The organism is Martelella endophytica (genome assembly GCF_000960975.1).
Classification (GTDB): Bacteria; Pseudomonadota; Alphaproteobacteria; order Rhizobiales; family Rhizobiaceae; genus Martelella; species Martelella endophytica.
Genome location: NZ_CP010803.1, coordinates 2,648,234 through 2,666,680 on the forward strand (window position 1 = coordinate 2,648,234; position 18,447 = coordinate 2,666,680).

Sequence of the window (18,447 nt, forward strand, 5' to 3'; positions counted from 1 at the left end):
AATGAGCCTCCTATTCCCCCGTTTGGGACCAGAGGTTCGGGAGTTCGAATCTCTTCACTCCGACCATTTGAATGCGCTGAAATCGCTAGAGATAATGGTTTAATGGGGGGCGGCCAACTTTCCGTTACAAAACTATGTAACAAAATGTAAGTTGGGAAAATCTTCAAAGCACCGCTATCTTCTCATTTGCGACGGCGCTATTTCGCCCGGCTCGTGATCCCGAAGCCTCTTCGGACTTGCCTCGAAAATCAGACGCTTCAAACGCTCTTGGGGATCGGACAGAGCGCTTCCGCCGCCTCGGCAACACCACGGTCGACCTGTTTGGCCGGCTAACGCCGAGAGTCGTACCGCTCGCCGTGATAGGCAGGGCATGAGCCCTGACTGTTAAAGATGATCCATCAGTACCTCAGCACGATGGCAGCGTATCAGCGGGACGGGTGCTCTGAATAAGACTGTCGAGCGCGCGTCGGTTCGGGGGCCGTTCTTTGTCGCCAGGGCAGGTGGCGTGCGATGCGCGGATCCGACCCACGGCCCTTTGCTCTGCGTGTCTTTGGCACCGCGCGGGCACTGGAGGCTTATCCGTTGCTTGCCTAGCCGGAGGCTATTGGCGGTGGATTTGCTAAATGGCTAGGATGGGGCCGTGAACAGACTGTCCGGTGTTGGAGGGCCGAATGGCGATAGCGGACATCCAGCATCTGGCGATGTGGTTCGAATTTGACCCAAAGCGGACTTTGGGTCGAACTCGGACCTTAAATCGATGCCTTGCCAATCGAAGCGCCGCCATCGACATGCAGCACCTGTCCGGTCATGAAGGCGGCATCGTCCGAGAGCAGGAAGGCGATCGCTGCGGCGATCTCCTCCGGCCGGCCGAAACGGTGCATCGGAATGCCTGCGAGATAACGGGCCTCACCTTCGCTGCCAGGTGCATTGTTGGCCCGGAACAGCTCCGTCTCTGTTGGGCCAGGCGCAACCGCATTGACCGTGATGCCGCCGGCCGCCAGTTCAAGCGCCCAGCTGCGCGTAAAGCTTTCAAGGCCGGCCTTGGCCGCCGCATAGCTCGTGCGCTCGATACTGCCGAGCACCGTAAGGCTGGAAATATTGACGATCCTGCCCCATCCGCGCGCCGTCATTCCGACGAGAGCCGCCTGCGCCGCGACGAGCGCCGGATGCAGGTTGACCCGCAACACCTCGTCGAGCGTATCGATGGCAATGCTCCCCAGCGGCGCGGCACGTACGAGGCCGACATTGTTAACGATGCCGTCGACGTCGCTGTCGCGCACGATGTCAGCAAGCCTGTCCAGCGCGTCGTGGTTGCCGAGATCCAGCAGATGCAGGCTGCCGGGAAAGTCCTCGACGGCATGGCGGGCAATGCCGATCACCGCGTTGCCCTCCGCTGAAAGCCGGTTCGCGAGCGCCAGCCCGATGCCCTTGCTGGCACCCGTAATCAGAAATGTCTTCTTCATCACATATTCTTTTGGCCCCGCTTCGGCGGGAAGCGGGGCCTTGTCTCCATTGGTTTCGATGGGGATTGGATCAGCCGGCGGCAAGGCTTGCCGCGTGGCGCAACGCCGGCAGCATGTCTTCCGGCTCAGGACGACGCGTGTAGTCCGCATTCACCTCGGCATAGAGGATCCCCCCAACCTGTCCGACGACGTAGCGGGCCGGCATCGGCAGGGTCCAGCTCGGATCACCGTTGAAGGCGGGCAGGTCGTTCTTCAGCGACTTGTAGAGGTCGATCAGATAGTCCTGCATCTCGAAACGCAGGCCGAAGGCGGCTGCGACATCGTTGTGCGGGTCGGACAATATCGGGAAGGTCAGGATGTTCTGGCGAACCGACTTGCGGCTGTTGACGGGGTTCTGCGGCGAGATGGCGACGAGTTTCGCGCCGAGTGCCTCGAACTGCGGCAGGACTTCCTGCAGGGCCTGAAGTTCCATGTTGCAATAGGGGCACCAGACGCCCCGATAGAAACTGATGACCAGCGGACCGTGAGCCAGAAGATCGGCGGATGAGACCTGATTTCCGTCCGGATCCGACAGTGTGAACTCAGGCAGCTTGTCGCCGGCCTTCAGGGCCTTCTGGGCCGCGCCCGAAGCGATCAGCTCGGCAGTGGCGCGGTGCATCGTCTCTATCACCGAATAGGGGGCGTTATAGGGCGGCTTCCCGGCTTCGAAATCGGCCTTGAAGGCGTCGAGCTTGGATTGCAGCGACATGGCGATTGTCCTTTGATTGGAATGGAATCTGGAGCCCGGGGCGTGCCGGACTTCAGGAACTGGCTCAGGTCCGGCGATAAGCGGGGGAGTGATCAGTCGTTGGCAGCCATGGAGCGGGCCACTTCGGCAGCGCTGATGCCTTCGAGGGCGAGGCCGTAGCCGGCGCCTTCGTCGATGATCCGGCGCAGCTTCTGGGTCAGCGCGATGCGGGTGTAGCTCAAGGTCAGCGGCGGCAGAGCTGCAATGCCCTCAGCAATCTCGTGTGCACGGGCAAGCAGGGTGTCGGCCGGCACAATCTCGTTCACGACGCCCCAGTCCTTTGCGGTCCCCGCATCGAGCACGTGGCGGGTGAGGATGAAGTAGCGACCGCGGATGCTGCCGATCACTTCCGGCCAGAGCAGGTTGACGCCATCGCCGGGCACGATGCCGAAATCGAAATGCGGCTTGTCTTGGAAAACCGTCTCGGGCGTGGCGAGGATGATGTCGGTCAACAGCGCATATTCCGAGTGAAGCAGCACCGGTCCGTTCAGCGCGGCGATCATCGGGACCTCGATGTCGAGGATGTTCATCAGGACCTTGCGGCCTTCGCGAAAAATCTTGTCGTAGCCGCGCGGCGAGAAGAAATCGAAGCCTTCGGGGCTGATCTCGTCCATGAACGCATCTCCCGTGCCGGTCAGGATGACGACGCGGTTTTCGGTGTCGGCGCCGACCTGGTGGAAGAGCTCGACGAACTGCTCATGGGCATGGCCGTTGAAGACGAGCTTGCCGCCACCGGTATGCAGTGCGACCTCGAGGACGCCGCTCGGAGTGCGGGTCAGGCGGGCGTTGGGGAAGGAATTCTTGTAGGTTTCGAACTTGGACATGGTGGTTCTCCTGTGTGTCTGAGTGGAATTCGTGGATGGAAGGATCAGGCGGCTGGCACGATGGTTTCGACGCGGGCGATGGCCTGCTGAACGGCCGGGCGCGCGGCCACGGTCTCGAACCAACGGGAAAGGTTGGGGCGACCATCAAGGGTCAGGCCGGGGAAGGCGATGCGCCCAATCCAGCCGAAATGGGCGATGTCGGCGATCGTGAATTCCTCGCCGGCTACGAAAGACTGCGAGGCGAGCTTCGTATCAAGCAAGCCAAGGAGCCGTTCGCCTTCGGTCTTGAACCGCGACTCGGCGATCGGCTGCGGTTCCGGCGACGAGCGTTTGAAGAAGCCGGCGTTTCCGAAAGCCGGGCTCAGGCCGGAGGCATGGAAGAAAAGCTGTTCGAAGACGCGGGCATGGGTGATGCCATCTTTTGGCAGAAGCTTGCCGGTTTTCTCGGCGAGGTGGACGAGGATGGCGGCGCTCTCGGCCAGCACAAAGCCGTCATCGATCAGGACCGGCACCTTGCCGTTCGGATTGAGCGCAAGAAAGGCTTCGGACTTCTGCTCGCCCTTGCGGACGTTGACCGGCTTCAATTCGTAGGGCAGCCGCATCTCTTCGAGGGCGATCAGTACTTTGACGCTGTTCGGGGTGGCAAAGGCGTGGACTTCGATCATCGTTTGTCTCCATCGGGTAGTGTTCCGTTGAAGACAGTTATGACCATTCCTCGAGCCTTGCGGCAGGCAGCTCGGCGCGATAGTGGTTATTCCCAAGGAGAATAGATGATGGACAGACTTCAGGCGATGACCGCGTTCGTGCGGGTGGTGGAGACGGGGTCGTTCTCGCAGGCCGCGCGGCAGATTGGCGTTGGGCAGCCGGCGATCTCGAAGACGATTGCGCAGCTCGAAGACCGTCTTCAGGTGCGTCTGCTTATCCGATCCACCCATGGCCTATCTCCGACCGATGCGGGGGTTCGCTTTTACGAGCGAGCAAAGACCGCGATCCATGAGGCGGACGAGGCCGAGCTGGAGGCGAAGGGTGCCGGTGCGGGCTTGTCTGGCCGCCTCCGTGTCAGTGCGGCAACGACATTCGCGAGGCTGATGATCGTGCCGAGCCTGCCGGATTTCCTCGCCACCAATCCTGACCTTGAGGTCGACATCGTTCTCGACGACCGGGTGATCGACCTCGTCTCCGAAGGCATCGACATCGCACTGCGTATGGGCGAGCTCTCCGACAGTGCCGCGGTCGCCCGCAAGATCGCAACCGGCTGCCGGTCCGTGGTCGCGACACCCGCCTATCTCAATCAGTATGGCATCCCGCAGGTTCCTGCCGACATCGCCACGCATCAGGCCGTCGTCTACACCCAACTCGGCAATAGTTGGATATTCCGCAGAGATGGCACCGAGGCCTCGGTCGCCGTGTCGGGACGTGTGCGCTTCACCGCCGCCGAGGGCATCCGCGCCGCCGTCAAGGCCGATATGGGACTGGCAGTAACATCGGACTGGATGTTCTGGCCGGAGCTTCAGAACGGGGAAGTTCTCCGCGTGCTAAAGGATTGGACGCTTCCGGACATCGACCTTTGGGCGGTCTATCCAACGGGGCGGCTGGCCAGCGCCAAGGCACGGGCATTCGCCGATTTCGTGGAGACGATCGTCGGCTGACGCAATGGCTCCTCTTGGCGCGAAAAAGCCGTGCGTCAGCAATCTGAACACAGTAGAAGCCCTTTAGGGTATGGCCCCGCCGAAACGGAACCGCACATTTCTAGATCTCGGTGTGCTCTGCCAACTCGAGGGCATCTTCGATGTCCACACCGAGGTATCGGACCGTGTTTTCGATCTTGCTATGACCAAGCAGAATCTGGATTGCACGGAGGTTAGCGGTTGCCTTGTAGATCATCGCCGCCTTGGTCCGGCGGAGTGAATGAGTACCGTAGTCTTCCCGCCGTAAGCCGATTGCTGTTACCCATTCATCAACCAATCGTGCATATTGCCGGGTGCTCAAGTGACCGGCAGGATCGACCCGACTGGGGAAAGCGTAGTCGTCAACAGTTCCACCTCTTCGCTCCAGCCAGGCGAGCAAGCTCGCTCTCACGTCCGCTGTAATCTCAAACTGAACCGGGCGACCCGTTTTCTGCTGGACTACTATGGCGCGAGCCCGGACTGACGGCCCCGAGACCAGCGTTCCGATCTTGATCTTGACGAGATCACAGCCCCGAAGCTTGCTGTCTATGGCCAGATCAAACAGGGCGCGATCACGCATTCGCCCTTCGCGATCGAGAAAGAAGCGGATCGCCCAGATCTGGCGCTGCTTCAGGGGTTTCTTAACACCGACCATTCGTCCGGCGTTCCATGCAGGCCTGCCGCAAGCGGCAGGATCATACTGTGCTATTCCCATGTTGATACTCCTTCGGCCACTATTGACCGCCAGGAGGATAGGCGAACATGGTAAACCTAACAGGCCGCGAAGAGACTTGCTGCGATTGGACGATGAGGGCCGACTAGCTGACGTTTCGCATGTTGGTCTTTGCAAGAGAAGTCGACGTGATACTGGTCGGCAAAGATCTGTTGGAGTTAGCTCTGAAAGCTACTGCTTCGTCCACAAATAGCCTTGAAAGAGCCCTCAGAGGACAGAGGCCGTTTCCTCAGGGTGCTCGGATTGTAACGCATATCCCGCGAACGACCTTCGATCTGTGGTATATCTGGCGGCTTCGACAGCCACCTTTTCCAGGAGATCGGCGCGCGAAACAGCGGACTTTTCTTCAGTGGCCGCAGTAAGACGGTCGGAGAAGCCGCTGTGTCCGGCGTTCTTCAAAACGCTATCTGCACGTCATACTGGACACGTCATGCCAGCTTGGCCCGCTTGGCGATGAGAGCGGCGGTCGCCGTCTTCCGGTCTTTCAGTTCTTTTGCAAGGCGGGCTTCACGAAGCCGCCGGGTCTTTTCTTCGCGGGCCAGAGCGAGGAAATCGAGCTCCTCGACGGCAGCATTGCGCGCAAGGAATTGCGATTGGGCATTGGCGAAAGCGATCTCCGCCTTCTGGCGAGATTTGCTGTGTGTCTGTGACATGATCTTTCCCGAATTGGACGCCGCGCGGTAACGCGGCAACAAAAAAAAGGCCAGGCGATCAGCCTGACTTTGCTGGTATCGTGCTCTCGACAGTGCCAGCACATCCGTGGTCAACGGAGAGCGGATACAAGCTGCTTCACGCAGCCTGGAGGTTGCAGGCCGACATCTTGCCCGACTTGCTGTCACGCTCGAGATCGTAGCCGACCTTCTGGCCTTCCAGGAGCTCGCGCATTCCGGAGCGCTCTACAGCAGAGATGTGGACAAATGCATCTGTGCCGCCATTGTCAGGTTGAATAAAGCCGAAGCCCTTGGTCGAGTTGAACCATTTGACTGTGCCCGTGGACATGATGAACCCTTTCATAGCAATAGAAGACCACAACGCCCGAAGTGCTGCGGATGATAATAGCGATTTTTGAAAGAAAAGGTTCGTTCAGGGAGCGCTGTCAAACGCACAGTTGCCAAAGCTTAACGAGCAAATATCGACTTTTGATATATGGATTCTTTCCATCAGATTGTCAACTATTGGTTATATGACTTCGAAAAGAATCGACAACTGGTTGTAAAGCTGGAAATCGCTTTTTGCAGTCGCGACATCATGTGCTTAAGCGCGCCTGCCGGAATGAAACCAATCGGTTGGTCCTTTCATCCCACAGCACAAACCTGACACAGCGCAGGCTCTCCAAGAGCGTAATCCGTCCCGTGTCGCGCAGTTCCGGGTAATCGCGGAGCACTTCCGGCAAGCGGTAGAACGGCACCTTGGCCGCAAGGTGGTGAACGTGATGGATACCGATATTGCCGGTGATCCAGCGCAGCGGAAACGGGAGGTCGTAATGCGAGCTGCCGTTGAGCGCCGCATTCTGGAAATCCCAGTTGCGGCTGTCAGACCAGTGGGTTTCCTCAAACTGATGCTGGATATAGAACAGCCATACTCCGGCTGTCGCGGCCATCAGCGTGATCGGCAGTTGCACCATCAAAAACGCAACCGGACCTATGAGCCACATCAGCAGGGCAACGGGAATGGCGGCGCCTATCGTGGTGGCGATGGTCGATGTCCATGGCTCCAGACCTGCCCGCATCAGGCCGAGTGGCAAACGATACTGGCAGATAAACAGCCAGGCGGGACCAAACCCGAACATCACGACTGGATGGCGATAAAGACGATAACGCAGCCGTCCCCAGGAGGACCGGGTACGATATTCCCGGACCGTCAGCATATCGACATCGCCGATGCCGCGCTTGTCGAGATTGCCGGTCGTCGCATGATGAACCGCGTGGGTCCGGCGCCAGTAATCATAGGGCGTCAGGGTGAAAACGCCGATGACGCGACCGGTCCAGTCGTTGGCGCGCCGGCGGGCGAAGAGCGCGCCATGGCCGCAATCATGCTGCAGGACAAACAGGCGAACAAGGAAACCGGCCGCGGGAACCGTCAGCAACAGCGCCCACCAATGGCCGTTCAGGACAGCCAGGGCGACCACAACCCACAAAGCCACGAAAGGTAAGGCCGTGACGGCGATCTCGATCGTGCTGCGGAGAGGGCTGGCCTGCCGGTAGAGCGCAAGCGCTGCGATCCAGGAACGGTGGTTCCGTTCGATTTCGGCCTTCGCGGTATTGCTTTTCAAGGATTCTCCTGGCTCCGGTCCACGCTTGACCGGGACGCGCGATCATTGGTCTCGAAAGTCTCGCCCCAACCTTCGTAAGGGCGCTCAAAGCAAGAAAGGCCGAGCGCATTGCTCGGCCGATCCATCCGTCTTCATATTCCGTGCCAGTACATCCGTGGTCACGGAAGCAAAGACAATCCTTATGCAGCGCGCAGGTTTTCCGCAGCGCTTTTGCCGGACCTGTCGTCCGCAACGACGTCAAAGGTCAGCTTCTGGCCTTCGGCGATGGTGCTCATTCCGGAGCGTTCAACAGCGGAAATATGGACGAATACATCCGAGCCGCCGCCTTCGACCTCGATGAAGCCAAAACCCTTGGTGGTGTTGAAAAATTTCACTGTGCCAGTGCTCATGACGATTTCCTTTCAATCAATCAGAGAGAATGCCCGGCGGGCACTGAGGGCCGCGACCGAACGACAAAGTCGATGTTGATGGGAAAATCACCAGAGCGCGATGCGCAAAATAAAGTTCGTCAAACAAGATCGATGAGCGTCATATGCGCTTCTTTCGTGTTTAAATCAAGGCCTGATTTTAGTTTTATTAAAGAAAAAGCGAAAATGAAAAATATAATTATTATAAAAATATTTCCGTTATGACCTATTATTCAATCGGAATCGTAGATATATGTAGTTTTGCGGTCCGCTAAATCCGACCTCTTAAAAAATCGCCTGTAAAAAATGCTCTTCAGGATTTCGCTCACATTGTGAAGCGATGATAGCGCATGCGCGCAACAGGGAGCGTCTTTGTCAGGCCCTCGACGCCAACAGAGCGCGTCCATTTACGCTAAAGCGGCCGGGGAGCGCTGCCGCCGATCACACCAGACAATTGATCCCAAATCGGAAGGAATCGGCATCATGGCAGCAGAAAACAATGGAGCATCATCCATCGGAGAACGGTGGAAAGCCTATCACCCGGCAAAATCGACACTCGTGTGGGCCTGTATCGTCACCGCCATCGTCACGATCGTCGTCGGCTTCACCTGGGGCGGATGGGTGACAGGCGGCACGTCAAGAACACTCGCTGCGGAAGCCGGGGACCTCTCCCGCGATGAGTTGGCGACGGTTATTTGCGTCCAGAGGTTCAAATCGGCGCCTGATTCAGCACAGCAGTTGAGCGAGTTGAAGGCCATCGACAGTTCCTACAAGCAGCGTCAATTCATTGAAGCTGGCGGCTGGGCAACGATGCCGGGAGACGACAACGCAAGTCGCGGCGCCGCCACGGCATGCGCCAGCGCGCTCGTTGGATGAAAAATCACAGAGAATGAAATGCCGATGAGGCAGCCGGCAACGGCTTTCTCATCGTGCGCGATGCCCAGATTTACGAGCGGCAAGCAAGAGGCGCCACCGCAACAAAGTGCGCCGGACACATGGAGTCTCCAGATGGCCAAAGGTCAGAAGCGAAGCAATCGCGAAATCAGAAAGCCCAAGAAGGAAAAAAGCACGACATCCGTCGAAGCGCCACCGCTCGGTTCACTGGTCAGAAATGCCGGGAACAGCAATGTGGCGCGTGGCAAGCCGAAAGGCTGAACCGCACGCAGGCTGCCGGTGAATGCACTACCGCGATCCGGGCCGAACCATCTTCTGCCAAGCTTCTTTGCCGGCGATCGTGTCTGGTCTGATCGCGTGTTTTTAACAGTGGCATTTCGCGCCACCTTCTCAAGGATGTATTCAGCCATGGCACTCGATTTTCCCAATCAAAGCCGCAGTTACGACAAAAACGGCGGACGTGTCCGCTTTACCGGGCATGACGGCATGTTCGAAGTGATGTTTTTCATCAGGGCCGATGCGCTGAGTGATCCGGCCGAAGGCGAGGCGAGTTTTCTCGCTGCATTCGATGCAGCCCGCGAGACGATCTACGACGCCGCTCGCAAGATTTACCTGAAGGGCCGCAAGGCAGTCTATGTCCTGACGGCGGCCGATTTCACCTGATCCGCCAGAGGCTCCGCCGCCCGAACTTCACGTCCCATAACTTCACATCAAGGGGCGAAGCAACCCGACACTGCGTCATGAACGTCATGAAGGTCCGAGCGGCGCAAACGAGCCGCTACCGCTCTTGCAGAATAGCGGAAACCCATACCCATCATCCAAACCCCATGTCTGGGTTTTCAGACACACAGCCGTTGCGCCGAGACTTGCGTCCCGGTGGAAAGGCAAAACTTGAAAATCGAATTCCTCCATAACCGAACAGTGTCCCCTCTTTGGAATGACCGGTCACCGGTCAGACAGGAACTGTTCAGCACCGAACGGCTGGAACAGCATGCGATCAGCCTTGCAGCGGCGCAACCCGTGTCCGGCAAGGCTCCGGCGGTGATATCCCTGCACAAAAGACTGGGCGACAATGCCGTCGTTCTTCTGTCTGCCTACCGAGCCGGCATCAATGAACTGAAGAACGGCCGGGAAGTGGTGCCGGCGGCGGAATGGCTGCTCGACAATTATCATCTGGTCGAAAAGCATATTCAGGAAATCAGGAACGACCTGCCGCCCGGCTATTATCGCCAGTTGCCCAAGCTTTCGGATGGGCCCTTTGCCGGTTATCCGCGTGTCTTCGAATTGGCCTGGGCCTTCGTTGCCCATACCGACAGCCTTTTTGATCGCGACAAGCTCGAGCGGTTTCTGATGGCCTATCAGCAGGTCCAGCCGCTGACGATCGGCGAGTTGTGGGCCGTTGCGATCACGCTCAGGATCGTTCTCATCGAAAACCTGCGGCGGCTGGCCGATCAGATTACGGTGGCGCGCGCCGCCCGGCTCGACGCTACGAATCTGGCCATCAAAATTCTTTCAGCCGACGACGGCGAGACGGCTCTTCAGGACGATATCGTCTCACGTTCCAAAGAACCGCTGTCGGAACTCTTTGCCGGACATCTGGCGCGGCAACTTAGAAACCGGGATCCCGAGACCACGCCCGCGCTCGGATGGCTGGAGAAACGGCTTGCGCTGCAGGGATGCACCATCGAAGATGTCGTGCAGCATTCCCAGCAAAGACAAGGCGCCTCGAATGTCACTGTGCGCAACATCGTCACCAGCCTCAGGCTGATTTCCGATATCGACTGGGCGGACGTGTTCGAAAGCGTAAGTCCCGTTGACGTGCGGATGCGCGCTGCGAGCGCTTTTGCGGACATGGACTTCCCGACGCGCGACCTCTATCGCAAGGCGATCGAACAGCTTGCGCGCGGCTCGTCATGGACGGAGCTGGAGGTCGCCGATCAGGCGCTTGAGGCAGCGCGAAAACCGGCATTCGACGAGGATGACCCGACCAATGCCGCGCGGGTCGCCGATCCGGGCTATCACCTCATCGCCGAGGGTCGGCCAGCCCTGGAGCGGGTGATCGGGTTTCAGCCGCCTGTGCGCCTCCGGCTCGGACGCCTCAATATCCGATTAGGCATTGGTGGTTATATCGCGTCGATCCTGCTTGTTACGACACTGCTGATGGCCCTGTCGCTGTTGCTGTTGTTGCAAACTGGCCTGACGGCCGTCTGGCTTGCGCTGTTTGCGATTCTGGCACTGCTGCCGACAAGCGAAGTCGCGACAGCCATCGTCAACCGGACAATGAGCTGGTGTTTCGGCGCCGTCATTCTGCCCGGCCTCTCTCTCAGGCACGGTGTCCCGCCGTCGTTGCGCACGCTCGTCGCCGTTCCCACGCTTCTGACGAATGAAGCGGATATTCTGGAGCAGGTCGAGCGCCTTGAGGTCCATCACCTTTCCGGCGCGGGTGGCGACATCGTCTTCGCGCTTGTCACGGATGGAACCGATGCCGATCAGGAAGAGATTGAAGCGGACGGCCCTTTACTGGCCGTTGCCGCTGCCGCGATCGCGCGGCTGAACGAACGCCACGGGATCGTGAATGGCGGCAATCGCTTCCTGCTTTTGCACCGCCGCCGTCTGTTCAACCCTCTCGAAAACCGCTGGATGGGGTGGGAGCGCAAGCGCGGCAAGCTGCACGAGCTCAATCGCTTGCTGCGCGGCGCCGATGACACCAGCTTTGCTCCGATTGCAGGCGTTCCGCCCGAGGTTCCGGCGGACGTGCGTTATGTGATCACGCTCGATGCAGATACGCGCTTGCCGCGCGATGCGGCACACCGCCTGATCGGCAAGATGGCACATCCGCTTAACCGTCCGCGTTTCAGTTCGGCGGACCAACGGATTGTCGATGGTTATGCCATTCTCCAGCCGCGTGTGACGCCCTCGCTACCGGTGGGCCATGAGGGCTCCCTCTATCAGCAAGTCTTTTCCGCGCCAGGCGGCATCGACCCCTATGCCGCCGCCGCCTCGAATGTCTACCAGGATCTTTTCGGCATTGGCGGTTATACCGGCAAGGGCATCTACGACATCGACTCTTTTGAACAGGCACTTGGCGAGCGTGTGCCGGAGAACACGATGCTCAGCCACGATCTTTTCGAGGGTTCATTTGCCCGGGCGGCCCTGGCCTCCGACGTCGAACTCATCGAGGAATTTCCGGCCCGCTACGACGTCGACGCCAAGCGACAGCATCGCTGGACGCGGGGCGACTGGCAGCTTCTGCCCTGGCTGACCGGACAATACAGGGACGATGGCGTCCTGCCTGCAGTCAATCGTGGCATGATGGTCGACAATCTGAGGCGCTCCCTCATCGCTCCGTTCACGCTTCTGGCCCTTGGCCTTGCCTGGACGATGCCGTTTTCCGCCGCACTGGTGGCGATCGCGCTGGTCTTCGCCACTCTGGCAATCACAGCCTTTCTTCCGGTTTTATTCACCGCCATGCCGCACAGCACCGGCATTCATCTGCGCAGTCACCTGAGCACGCTGGGCGCGGATCTTCGCCTTGCTGCCTTGCGAACCGGTCTCGACCTTGCCTTTCTTCCCGACAGGGCATGGCGGATGACGGACGCGATCGTAACGACGATGAACCGGCTCTATCGCACTCGACGCCATTTCCTGGAATGGACAACAGCCGCCCAGTCGCAGGGCAGCCCGCGCCTCGACCTAACCGGTTTCTACCGCCGCATGGCGCCCGGCACGCTGATCGCCCTTGCCATCGCCGGGACTGCCTGCCTGCTGTCGCCGTCATCATGGCCGCTCATTCTTCCCTTTGCCCTTTTGTGGCTGGCGGGGCCCGCCATTGCCCTTTGGACGAGCCGCCCGCCTGCAGAAAAGGTGGGGGGCGCGACATCCGATGCTGACGCAATCGCACTGCGTCTGATCGCCCGCCGGACATGGCGCTTCTTTGAGACCTTCGTAACGCCTGAAAGCAACATGTTGCCGCCGGACAATTTTCAGGAGGATCCGAAGCCCGTCATCGCCCGGCGCACCTCGCCCACCAATATCGGGCTTTATCTTCTCTCTACCGTCGCGGCCCGCGATTTCGGCTGGAACGGCAAGGTCGAGACCGCCGACAGGCTTGAGGCCACGCTGAAAACGATGCAGGCATTGGCCAAGCACAACGGCCATCTCTTCAACTGGTATGCGACCGATGACATGCGCGTGCTCGATCCCGCTTACGTCTCCTCGGTCGACAGTGGCAACCTCGCGGGCCATCTGCTTGCTCTTGCCAATGCCTGTGAATCCTGGGTCGCAGCGCCTTCGGCTTCAAATATACGGACAGGGCTGACCGACAGTCTGACGCTGGCCCGGCAGGCGCTCGACGCGACCTCCGGAAAGGGCAGACACGCTGATGAACGGCTGACCGGCCTGCTCGACGATATCGAACTCAGGCTGAACGGATCAGAGTCCTTTGAAACGTTAGGCCCCATTCTGGCCCGCCTTGGCGACAAGGCCGTCGCCGTGGCACGGGAGACCATTCCCAAAACCAGCGAGGATGCTTCCGACGATCTCATTTTCTGGCTTGGCAGCCTGAACAGACGGCTGGTCGAGGATCGGCGCGATTGCCTGGCTGACAGGAGTCTGGATATCCGACTATCGGCGATTGCGACCGAAGCGCGGGCGATGGCAATGGCGATGGATTTCGCCTTCCTGCTTGATCCCGAACGCAAGCTCCTTTCGATCGGCTATTCTCTGCCGGACGAAAGTCTTGACGAGAACTGTTATGACCTTCTGGCTTCCGAAGCCCGACTGGCGAGCCTGTTCGCAATCGCCAAGGGCGACGTTGAAACCCGGCACTGGTTTCTGCTGGGACGCTCCGCAACGCCGGTCGGACGGACCTCGGCACTGATCTCATGGTCAGGCTCGATGTTCGAATATCTGATGCCCTCTCTGGTCATGCGCGCATCGGAAACCAGCCTGCTTGCCCAGACCAACCGGCTTGTGGTCCGGCGCCAGCAAGCATATGCCGTCAAGCTTGGCACGCCATGGGGCATTTCCGAATCCGCCTACAATGCCCGTGATACGGAACTGACCTACCAGTATTCCAATTTCGGCGTTCCCGGCCTCGGGCTGAAGCGCGGCCTTTCCGAAAATGCCGTCATAGCGCCCTATGCAACCGGTCTTGCCACCATGGTCGATCCAAAGGCCGCGTGCGCGAACTTTGCCCGGCTGGCCGCCCTAGGCGCGCTCGGTCGCTATGGCTTTTACGAAGCGCTGGATTTCACGCCTGCGAGGCTGCCGGAGAATGACAAGGTCGCAATCGTGCGCACAAGCATGGCCCACCATCAGGGCATGACGATTGTGGCCATCGCCAACACGCTTGATGACGGGATCATGCGCGCCTATTTCCATCGCGAACCGATCATTCAGGCTTGTGAACTGCTGTTGCAGGAACGCATACCCCGCACGGTGATCAACGGGCGTCAAAAGATCGAAGACGCTCCCGTCTCGCCCGTCAAATCTTCACTAGGTCCCGATACATCACGGCGACTTTCCGGGGTCGTGACCGGCCCTCCGGCAACCCATCTGCTTTCAAACGGCCGCTATGCGGTGATGCTGACGGATAAAGGCTCCGGCTACAGCCGCTGGCATGACCTTGCCATCACGCGCTGGCATGAGGACGTCACCTGCGATGATGACGGCTCGCCGATCTTTTTGCGCGATGTCGATGATGGCGCAGTCTGGTCCGCAGGCGCCCGGCCTCTCGGCGGGGAAGACGAAAGCGGCCATGTCGTTTTCGACGAAGACAAGGCCCGTTTCGTCTCCGTTCACGATACGCTGACCACGACAATGGAGGTGCTGGTTTCGGGCGAGGACGACTGTGAGGTCCGGCGCGTCTCCATCTCCAACACCGGCAGGCGCGCACGCGAAATCGAAATCACATCCTGTGCCGAACTGGTTCTCGCGCCGGCTTCGGCCGATACCGCCCACCCGGCGTTTTCGAAGATGTTCGTCCAAACGGAATATGCCGCTGAATATGGCGCGCTGATCGCAACCCGCCGCCCGCGCACGCCGGATGAACCCCGCATATGGGCCGCCCATTTTGCCGTGGTCGAAGGCCAACCCGCCGCCGACCCGCAATACGAGACCGACCGGGCCCGTTTCATCGGTCGCGGCAATACGGTCGCCACCGCGACATCCATGGCGGGCGACACGCCGCTTTCGAATACGGTCGGCACAGTGCTCGATCCGGTTTTCGCGATCCGGCAGCGCTTGAAGGTCGCTGCCGGAAAGTCCGCCCGCATCGCCTACTGGACCGTCGTCGCGTCTTCGCGTGCCGAACTCATCGACCTGATCGACAGGCATCTTGATCGCAGCGCCTTCGAACGCGCCCGGACGCTCGCCTGGACCCAGGCCCAGGTTCAGCTTCGCCATCTCGATGTCAAATCGGGTGAAGTCGCGGATTTTCAGCGATTGGCCGCCCCGATCATCTACGCGGATCTGCGCTATCGGGCATCGGCAACCGAAATTGCGCGCGGCGCCGGATCCCAGTCCGATCTCTGGCATCTCGGTATTTCCGGTGATTTGCCGATCGTGCTACTCAGCATAGACGACGCGCAGGACATGGCGCAGGTCCATCAATTGCTGCGGGCGCACGAATACTGGCGGATGAAGAGCCTTGCGGTCGATCTCGTCATCGTCAACGCCCGTGCCTCGTCCTACACACAGGACCTGCAGATCGCCATCGAGACCGCGCATCGCAGCAGCCAGTCGCGGCCACGCCCCGGTATCGAACTGGCACAGGGCTCGGTCTTCGTTCTCCGGGCGGACCTGATGAGCGCAGAGGCGCTCGCGCAGCTTCATTCGGTCGCCCGTGTCAGGCTGAATGCCCGGTGCGGCCCGATTGCACAGCAATATCCACAATTGCCGTCTCCGCCTGCCATGCCAGTAAAACCGGCATGGCCGAAGCGCGCCTCAAGGAAAGACATTGCGCCCTATCAGCGCCCGGCACTCGAGTTCTTCAACGGATTTGGCGGCTTTGACAAGGATGGCAGGGAGTATGTGACCATTCTCGAAGCGGATGCGGTCACCCCTGCGCCCTGGATCAATGTGATCGCCAATTCCCGTTTCGGTTTTCAGGTTTCTGCGGAAGGCAACGGCTACACGTGGGCTGAAAACAGCCGCGAAAACCAGCTGACAGCTTGGTCGAATGACCCGGTCACCGATCCGGCCGGCGAAGCGTTTTATATCCGCGATGAAGAAACGGGCGAACTTTTCTGCCCGACGGCGCAGCCTATCCGGCGCGAAGGGGCCTATATCGCCCGCCACGGCTTCGGCTATAGCCGGTTCGAACATGAGCAAGACGGAATTTCGGCTGATCTTCTCCAATACGTACCGCTCGCCGACCCGATCAAGATTTCACGCCTGACGCTCCGCAACACGTCCGGTCGGCCGCGGCGTCTGACGGTCACAAGTTACGCCGAACTCGTTCTTGGCGGCTCGCGCGGTGCTACGGCGCCGTTCGTCATCACAGACATCGATGTAAAGACCGGAGCCCTGTTTGCGCGAAATCCGTGGAGCGCCGGCTTTCCCGGTCGCGTCGCTTTTGCCGACCTTGGCGGCGAACAGACGGCCTGGACGGCGGACAGGAGCGAATTCCTCGGCCGTCACGGCAATGCCTCCGGGCCGCGCGCCCTTGGTCGTGACCAGCCGCTTTCAGGCGCCACAGGCGCTGGCCTTGATCCCTGTGCCGCCCTGCAGCGGACGATCGTGATCAGCCCCGGCGAAACGATGGAGATCACTTCGTTTCTGGGTGAATGCACCTCTGTGGACGAGGCGCGCAGCTTGATTGCGTGCTACCGCGAGGCCGATCTCGACGCGGTCCTGCAGGCGGTCACCGATCACTGGAGCGATCTTTTGCAGACCGTTCAGGTGAAAACGCCGGACCGGGCGATGGATATCATGTTGAACGGCTGGCTGCTCTACCAGACGGTTGCCTGCCGCGTCACCGCCCGCTCCGCCTTCTACCAGGCAAGCGGCGCCTATGGTTTCCGCGACCAACTTCAGGATGGCATGGCGCTGACCTTTGCCCGACCGGAGGAGACCCGGCATCACCTCCTGCGCGCCGCCTCCCGGCAGTTTATCGAGGGCGACGTCCAGCATTGGTGGCTGCCCCAGTCCGGCCAGGGCGTCAGAACCCGCATCTCCGACGACCGGGTCTGGCTCGCCTACGCGGCCGCGACCTATGTGAAAACCACCGGCGATGACGCCGTGCTCGATGTACCCGTGCCCTTCCTCGAAGGCCCGCTGCTCGAACCCGGACAGCACGATGCGTTTTTCCATCCGACTGTCGCAGTCGAAGAGGCTGCGCTTTTCGAACACATGGCGCGCGGTCTTGACCAGTCCATTGAACTGACCGGAGGGCATGGCCTGCCGCTGATGGGCACCGGCGACTGGAATGACGGCATGAACCGGGTCGGCGAAGGCGGCAGGGGCGAGAGCGTTTGGCTCGGCTGGCTGCTGCTGGCGGCAATCGATCTTTGCGCCCCTCTTGCCGACCGGCGCGATCCGCAGCGCGCCGGCCGCTGGCGCGCCCATGCCGAAACGCTGCGCGCAGCCATCGAAACCCATGCCTGGGACGGCGAATGGTATGGCCGGGCAACCTTCGACGACGGCACATGGCTTGGCACAAGCGACAATCCGAAGTGCCGTATTGACTCGATTGCACAGTCCTGGGCCGTCCTGTCGGGCGCCGGGGATCCGGCCCGCGCCGCGACCGCGCTTTCTTCGCTCGAACGGCACCTCATCCGGCCCGATGAAGGCCTGGCACTGCTGTTCACCCCGCCCTTCGACGACGGCGCGCGCGATCCGGGCTATATCAAGGGCTACCCGCCGGGCCTGCGCGAAAATGGCGGACAATACAGCCATGCGGCCATGTGGGCGATCATGGCGTTTGCCAAGTCGGGAAACGGCGACAAGGCGCAGGCGCTCTTTTCGCTGCTGAACCCCGTCAATCATGCCCTCACCGCCGCCGACGCGGAGCGCTACAAGGTCGAGCCCTATGTCGTCGCCGCCGATGTCTATTCCGTCGCGCCGCATGTCGGGCGTGGCGGCTGGACATGGTATACCGGCTCCGGTGGCTGGATGTACCGCTCGGGCATCGAAGGCATTCTCGGCATTCGCCGCGAAGGCGCCTTCCTGCTGGTCACCCCTTCCCTCCCGGCGGAATGGCCGGGCTTCGAAGCTGTTGTGACGGTTGGCAAGACCCGCTTCGATATCCGCGTTGATAATGGCCGCCGACCGGGCGCGGACGCATGGTCGGCCATGCTGGATGGCGATGCGTTGACGCTGTTCGAAAACATCGCACGGGTGCCGATCGACGGCGGCAAGCATACATTGCTTTTGAACTGATGCCGTTGGGGGCGTGGAT

General features: G+C 60.3%; 14 protein-coding genes. 4 read left to right on the plus strand and 10 right to left on the minus strand.

The genetic code is table 11. The features are described 5' to 3' along the window. Positions 1–749 precede the first annotated feature (749 nt). The 4 genes from TM49_RS12050 to TM49_RS12065 form a co-directional block, all read right to left on the minus strand. Positions 750–1,463, minus strand: a complete 714-nt coding sequence (locus tag TM49_RS12050) for an SDR family oxidoreductase (protein WP_082074904.1) — start codon at positions 1,461–1,463, stop codon at positions 750–752. A 70-nt stretch (positions 1,464–1,533) separates the two neighbouring features. Continuing rightward, positions 1,534–2,211, minus strand: coding sequence for a peroxiredoxin-like family protein (locus tag TM49_RS12055; protein ID WP_045681548.1), 678 nt, complete (start codon positions 2,209–2,211; stop codon positions 1,534–1,536). Positions 2,212–2,303: 92 nt separating this feature from the next. Then, positions 2,304–3,074, minus strand: coding sequence for an enoyl-CoA hydratase/isomerase family protein (locus TM49_RS12060; RefSeq protein WP_045681550.1), 771 nt, complete (start codon positions 3,072–3,074; stop codon positions 2,304–2,306). A 44-nt stretch (positions 3,075–3,118) separates the two neighbouring features. Beyond that, positions 3,119–3,739 (minus strand): glutathione S-transferase family protein, encoded by a 621-nt coding sequence (locus TM49_RS12065; RefSeq protein ID WP_045681552.1) that lies wholly within the window; start codon positions 3,737–3,739, stop codon positions 3,119–3,121. A gap of 108 nt (positions 3,740–3,847) precedes the next feature. Between TM49_RS12065 and TM49_RS12070 the strand changes: the two genes are divergently transcribed. Next, a complete protein-coding gene (locus TM49_RS12070; RefSeq protein WP_045685176.1) occupies positions 3,848–4,723 on the plus strand; it encodes a LysR family transcriptional regulator in 876 nt (291 codons plus the stop codon). Positions 4,724–4,823: 100 nt separating this feature from the next. Here the strand turns inward: TM49_RS12070 and TM49_RS12075 are convergent, their stop codons facing one another. The 5 genes from TM49_RS12075 to TM49_RS12095 form a co-directional block, all read right to left on the minus strand. Continuing rightward, positions 4,824–5,456, minus strand: a complete 633-nt coding sequence (locus TM49_RS12075; protein WP_045681554.1) for a tyrosine-type recombinase/integrase — start codon at positions 5,454–5,456, stop codon at positions 4,824–4,826. A 446-nt stretch (positions 5,457–5,902) separates the two neighbouring features. Then, positions 5,903–6,127 carry a hypothetical protein gene (locus TM49_RS12080; RefSeq protein ID WP_045681556.1) on the minus strand — a complete coding sequence of 75 codons (225 nt, stop codon included), beginning with the start codon at positions 6,125–6,127 and terminating at the stop codon, positions 5,903–5,905. A gap of 136 nt (positions 6,128–6,263) precedes the next feature. Next, positions 6,264–6,473, minus strand: a complete 210-nt coding sequence (locus TM49_RS12085; protein ID WP_045685177.1) for a cold-shock protein — start codon at positions 6,471–6,473, stop codon at positions 6,264–6,266. Positions 6,474–6,720: 247 nt separating this feature from the next. Further along, entirely contained in the window at positions 6,721–7,746 is a 1,026-nt protein-coding gene (locus TM49_RS12090) for a fatty acid desaturase (RefSeq protein ID WP_045681558.1), read from the minus strand. A 179-nt stretch (positions 7,747–7,925) separates the two neighbouring features. Continuing rightward, complete coding sequence (locus TM49_RS12095; RefSeq protein ID WP_045681560.1) at positions 7,926–8,135, minus strand: cold-shock protein; 210 nt, start codon at positions 8,133–8,135, stop codon at positions 7,926–7,928. Between the two features lie 501 nt (positions 8,136–8,636). On the opposite strand from TM49_RS12095, the gene TM49_RS12100 reads away from it, so the two are divergent. Continuing rightward, complete coding sequence (locus tag TM49_RS12100; RefSeq protein ID WP_045681561.1) at positions 8,637–9,029, plus strand: hypothetical protein; 393 nt, start codon at positions 8,637–8,639, stop codon at positions 9,027–9,029. 143 nt (positions 9,030–9,172) lie between these two features. On the opposite strand, the gene TM49_RS23650 is transcribed toward TM49_RS12100, so the two are convergent. Further along, positions 9,173–9,457, minus strand: a complete 285-nt coding sequence (locus TM49_RS23650; protein WP_158498628.1) for a hypothetical protein — start codon at positions 9,455–9,457, stop codon at positions 9,173–9,175. On the opposite strand from TM49_RS23650, the gene TM49_RS12105 reads away from it, so the two are divergent. Together TM49_RS12105 and TM49_RS12110 are read left to right on the plus strand one after the other, a co-directional pair. Next, positions 9,456–9,710 carry a DUF1488 family protein gene (locus TM49_RS12105; RefSeq protein WP_045685178.1) on the plus strand — a complete coding sequence of 85 codons (255 nt, stop codon included), beginning with the start codon at positions 9,456–9,458 and terminating at the stop codon, positions 9,708–9,710. The genes TM49_RS23650 and TM49_RS12105 overlap by 2 nt on opposite strands. A 228-nt stretch (positions 9,711–9,938) precedes the next feature. Further along, positions 9,939–18,428, plus strand: coding sequence for a glycoside hydrolase family 94 protein (locus tag TM49_RS12110; protein ID WP_045681563.1), 8,490 nt, complete (start codon positions 9,939–9,941; stop codon positions 18,426–18,428). Positions 18,429–18,447 lie beyond the last annotated feature (19 nt).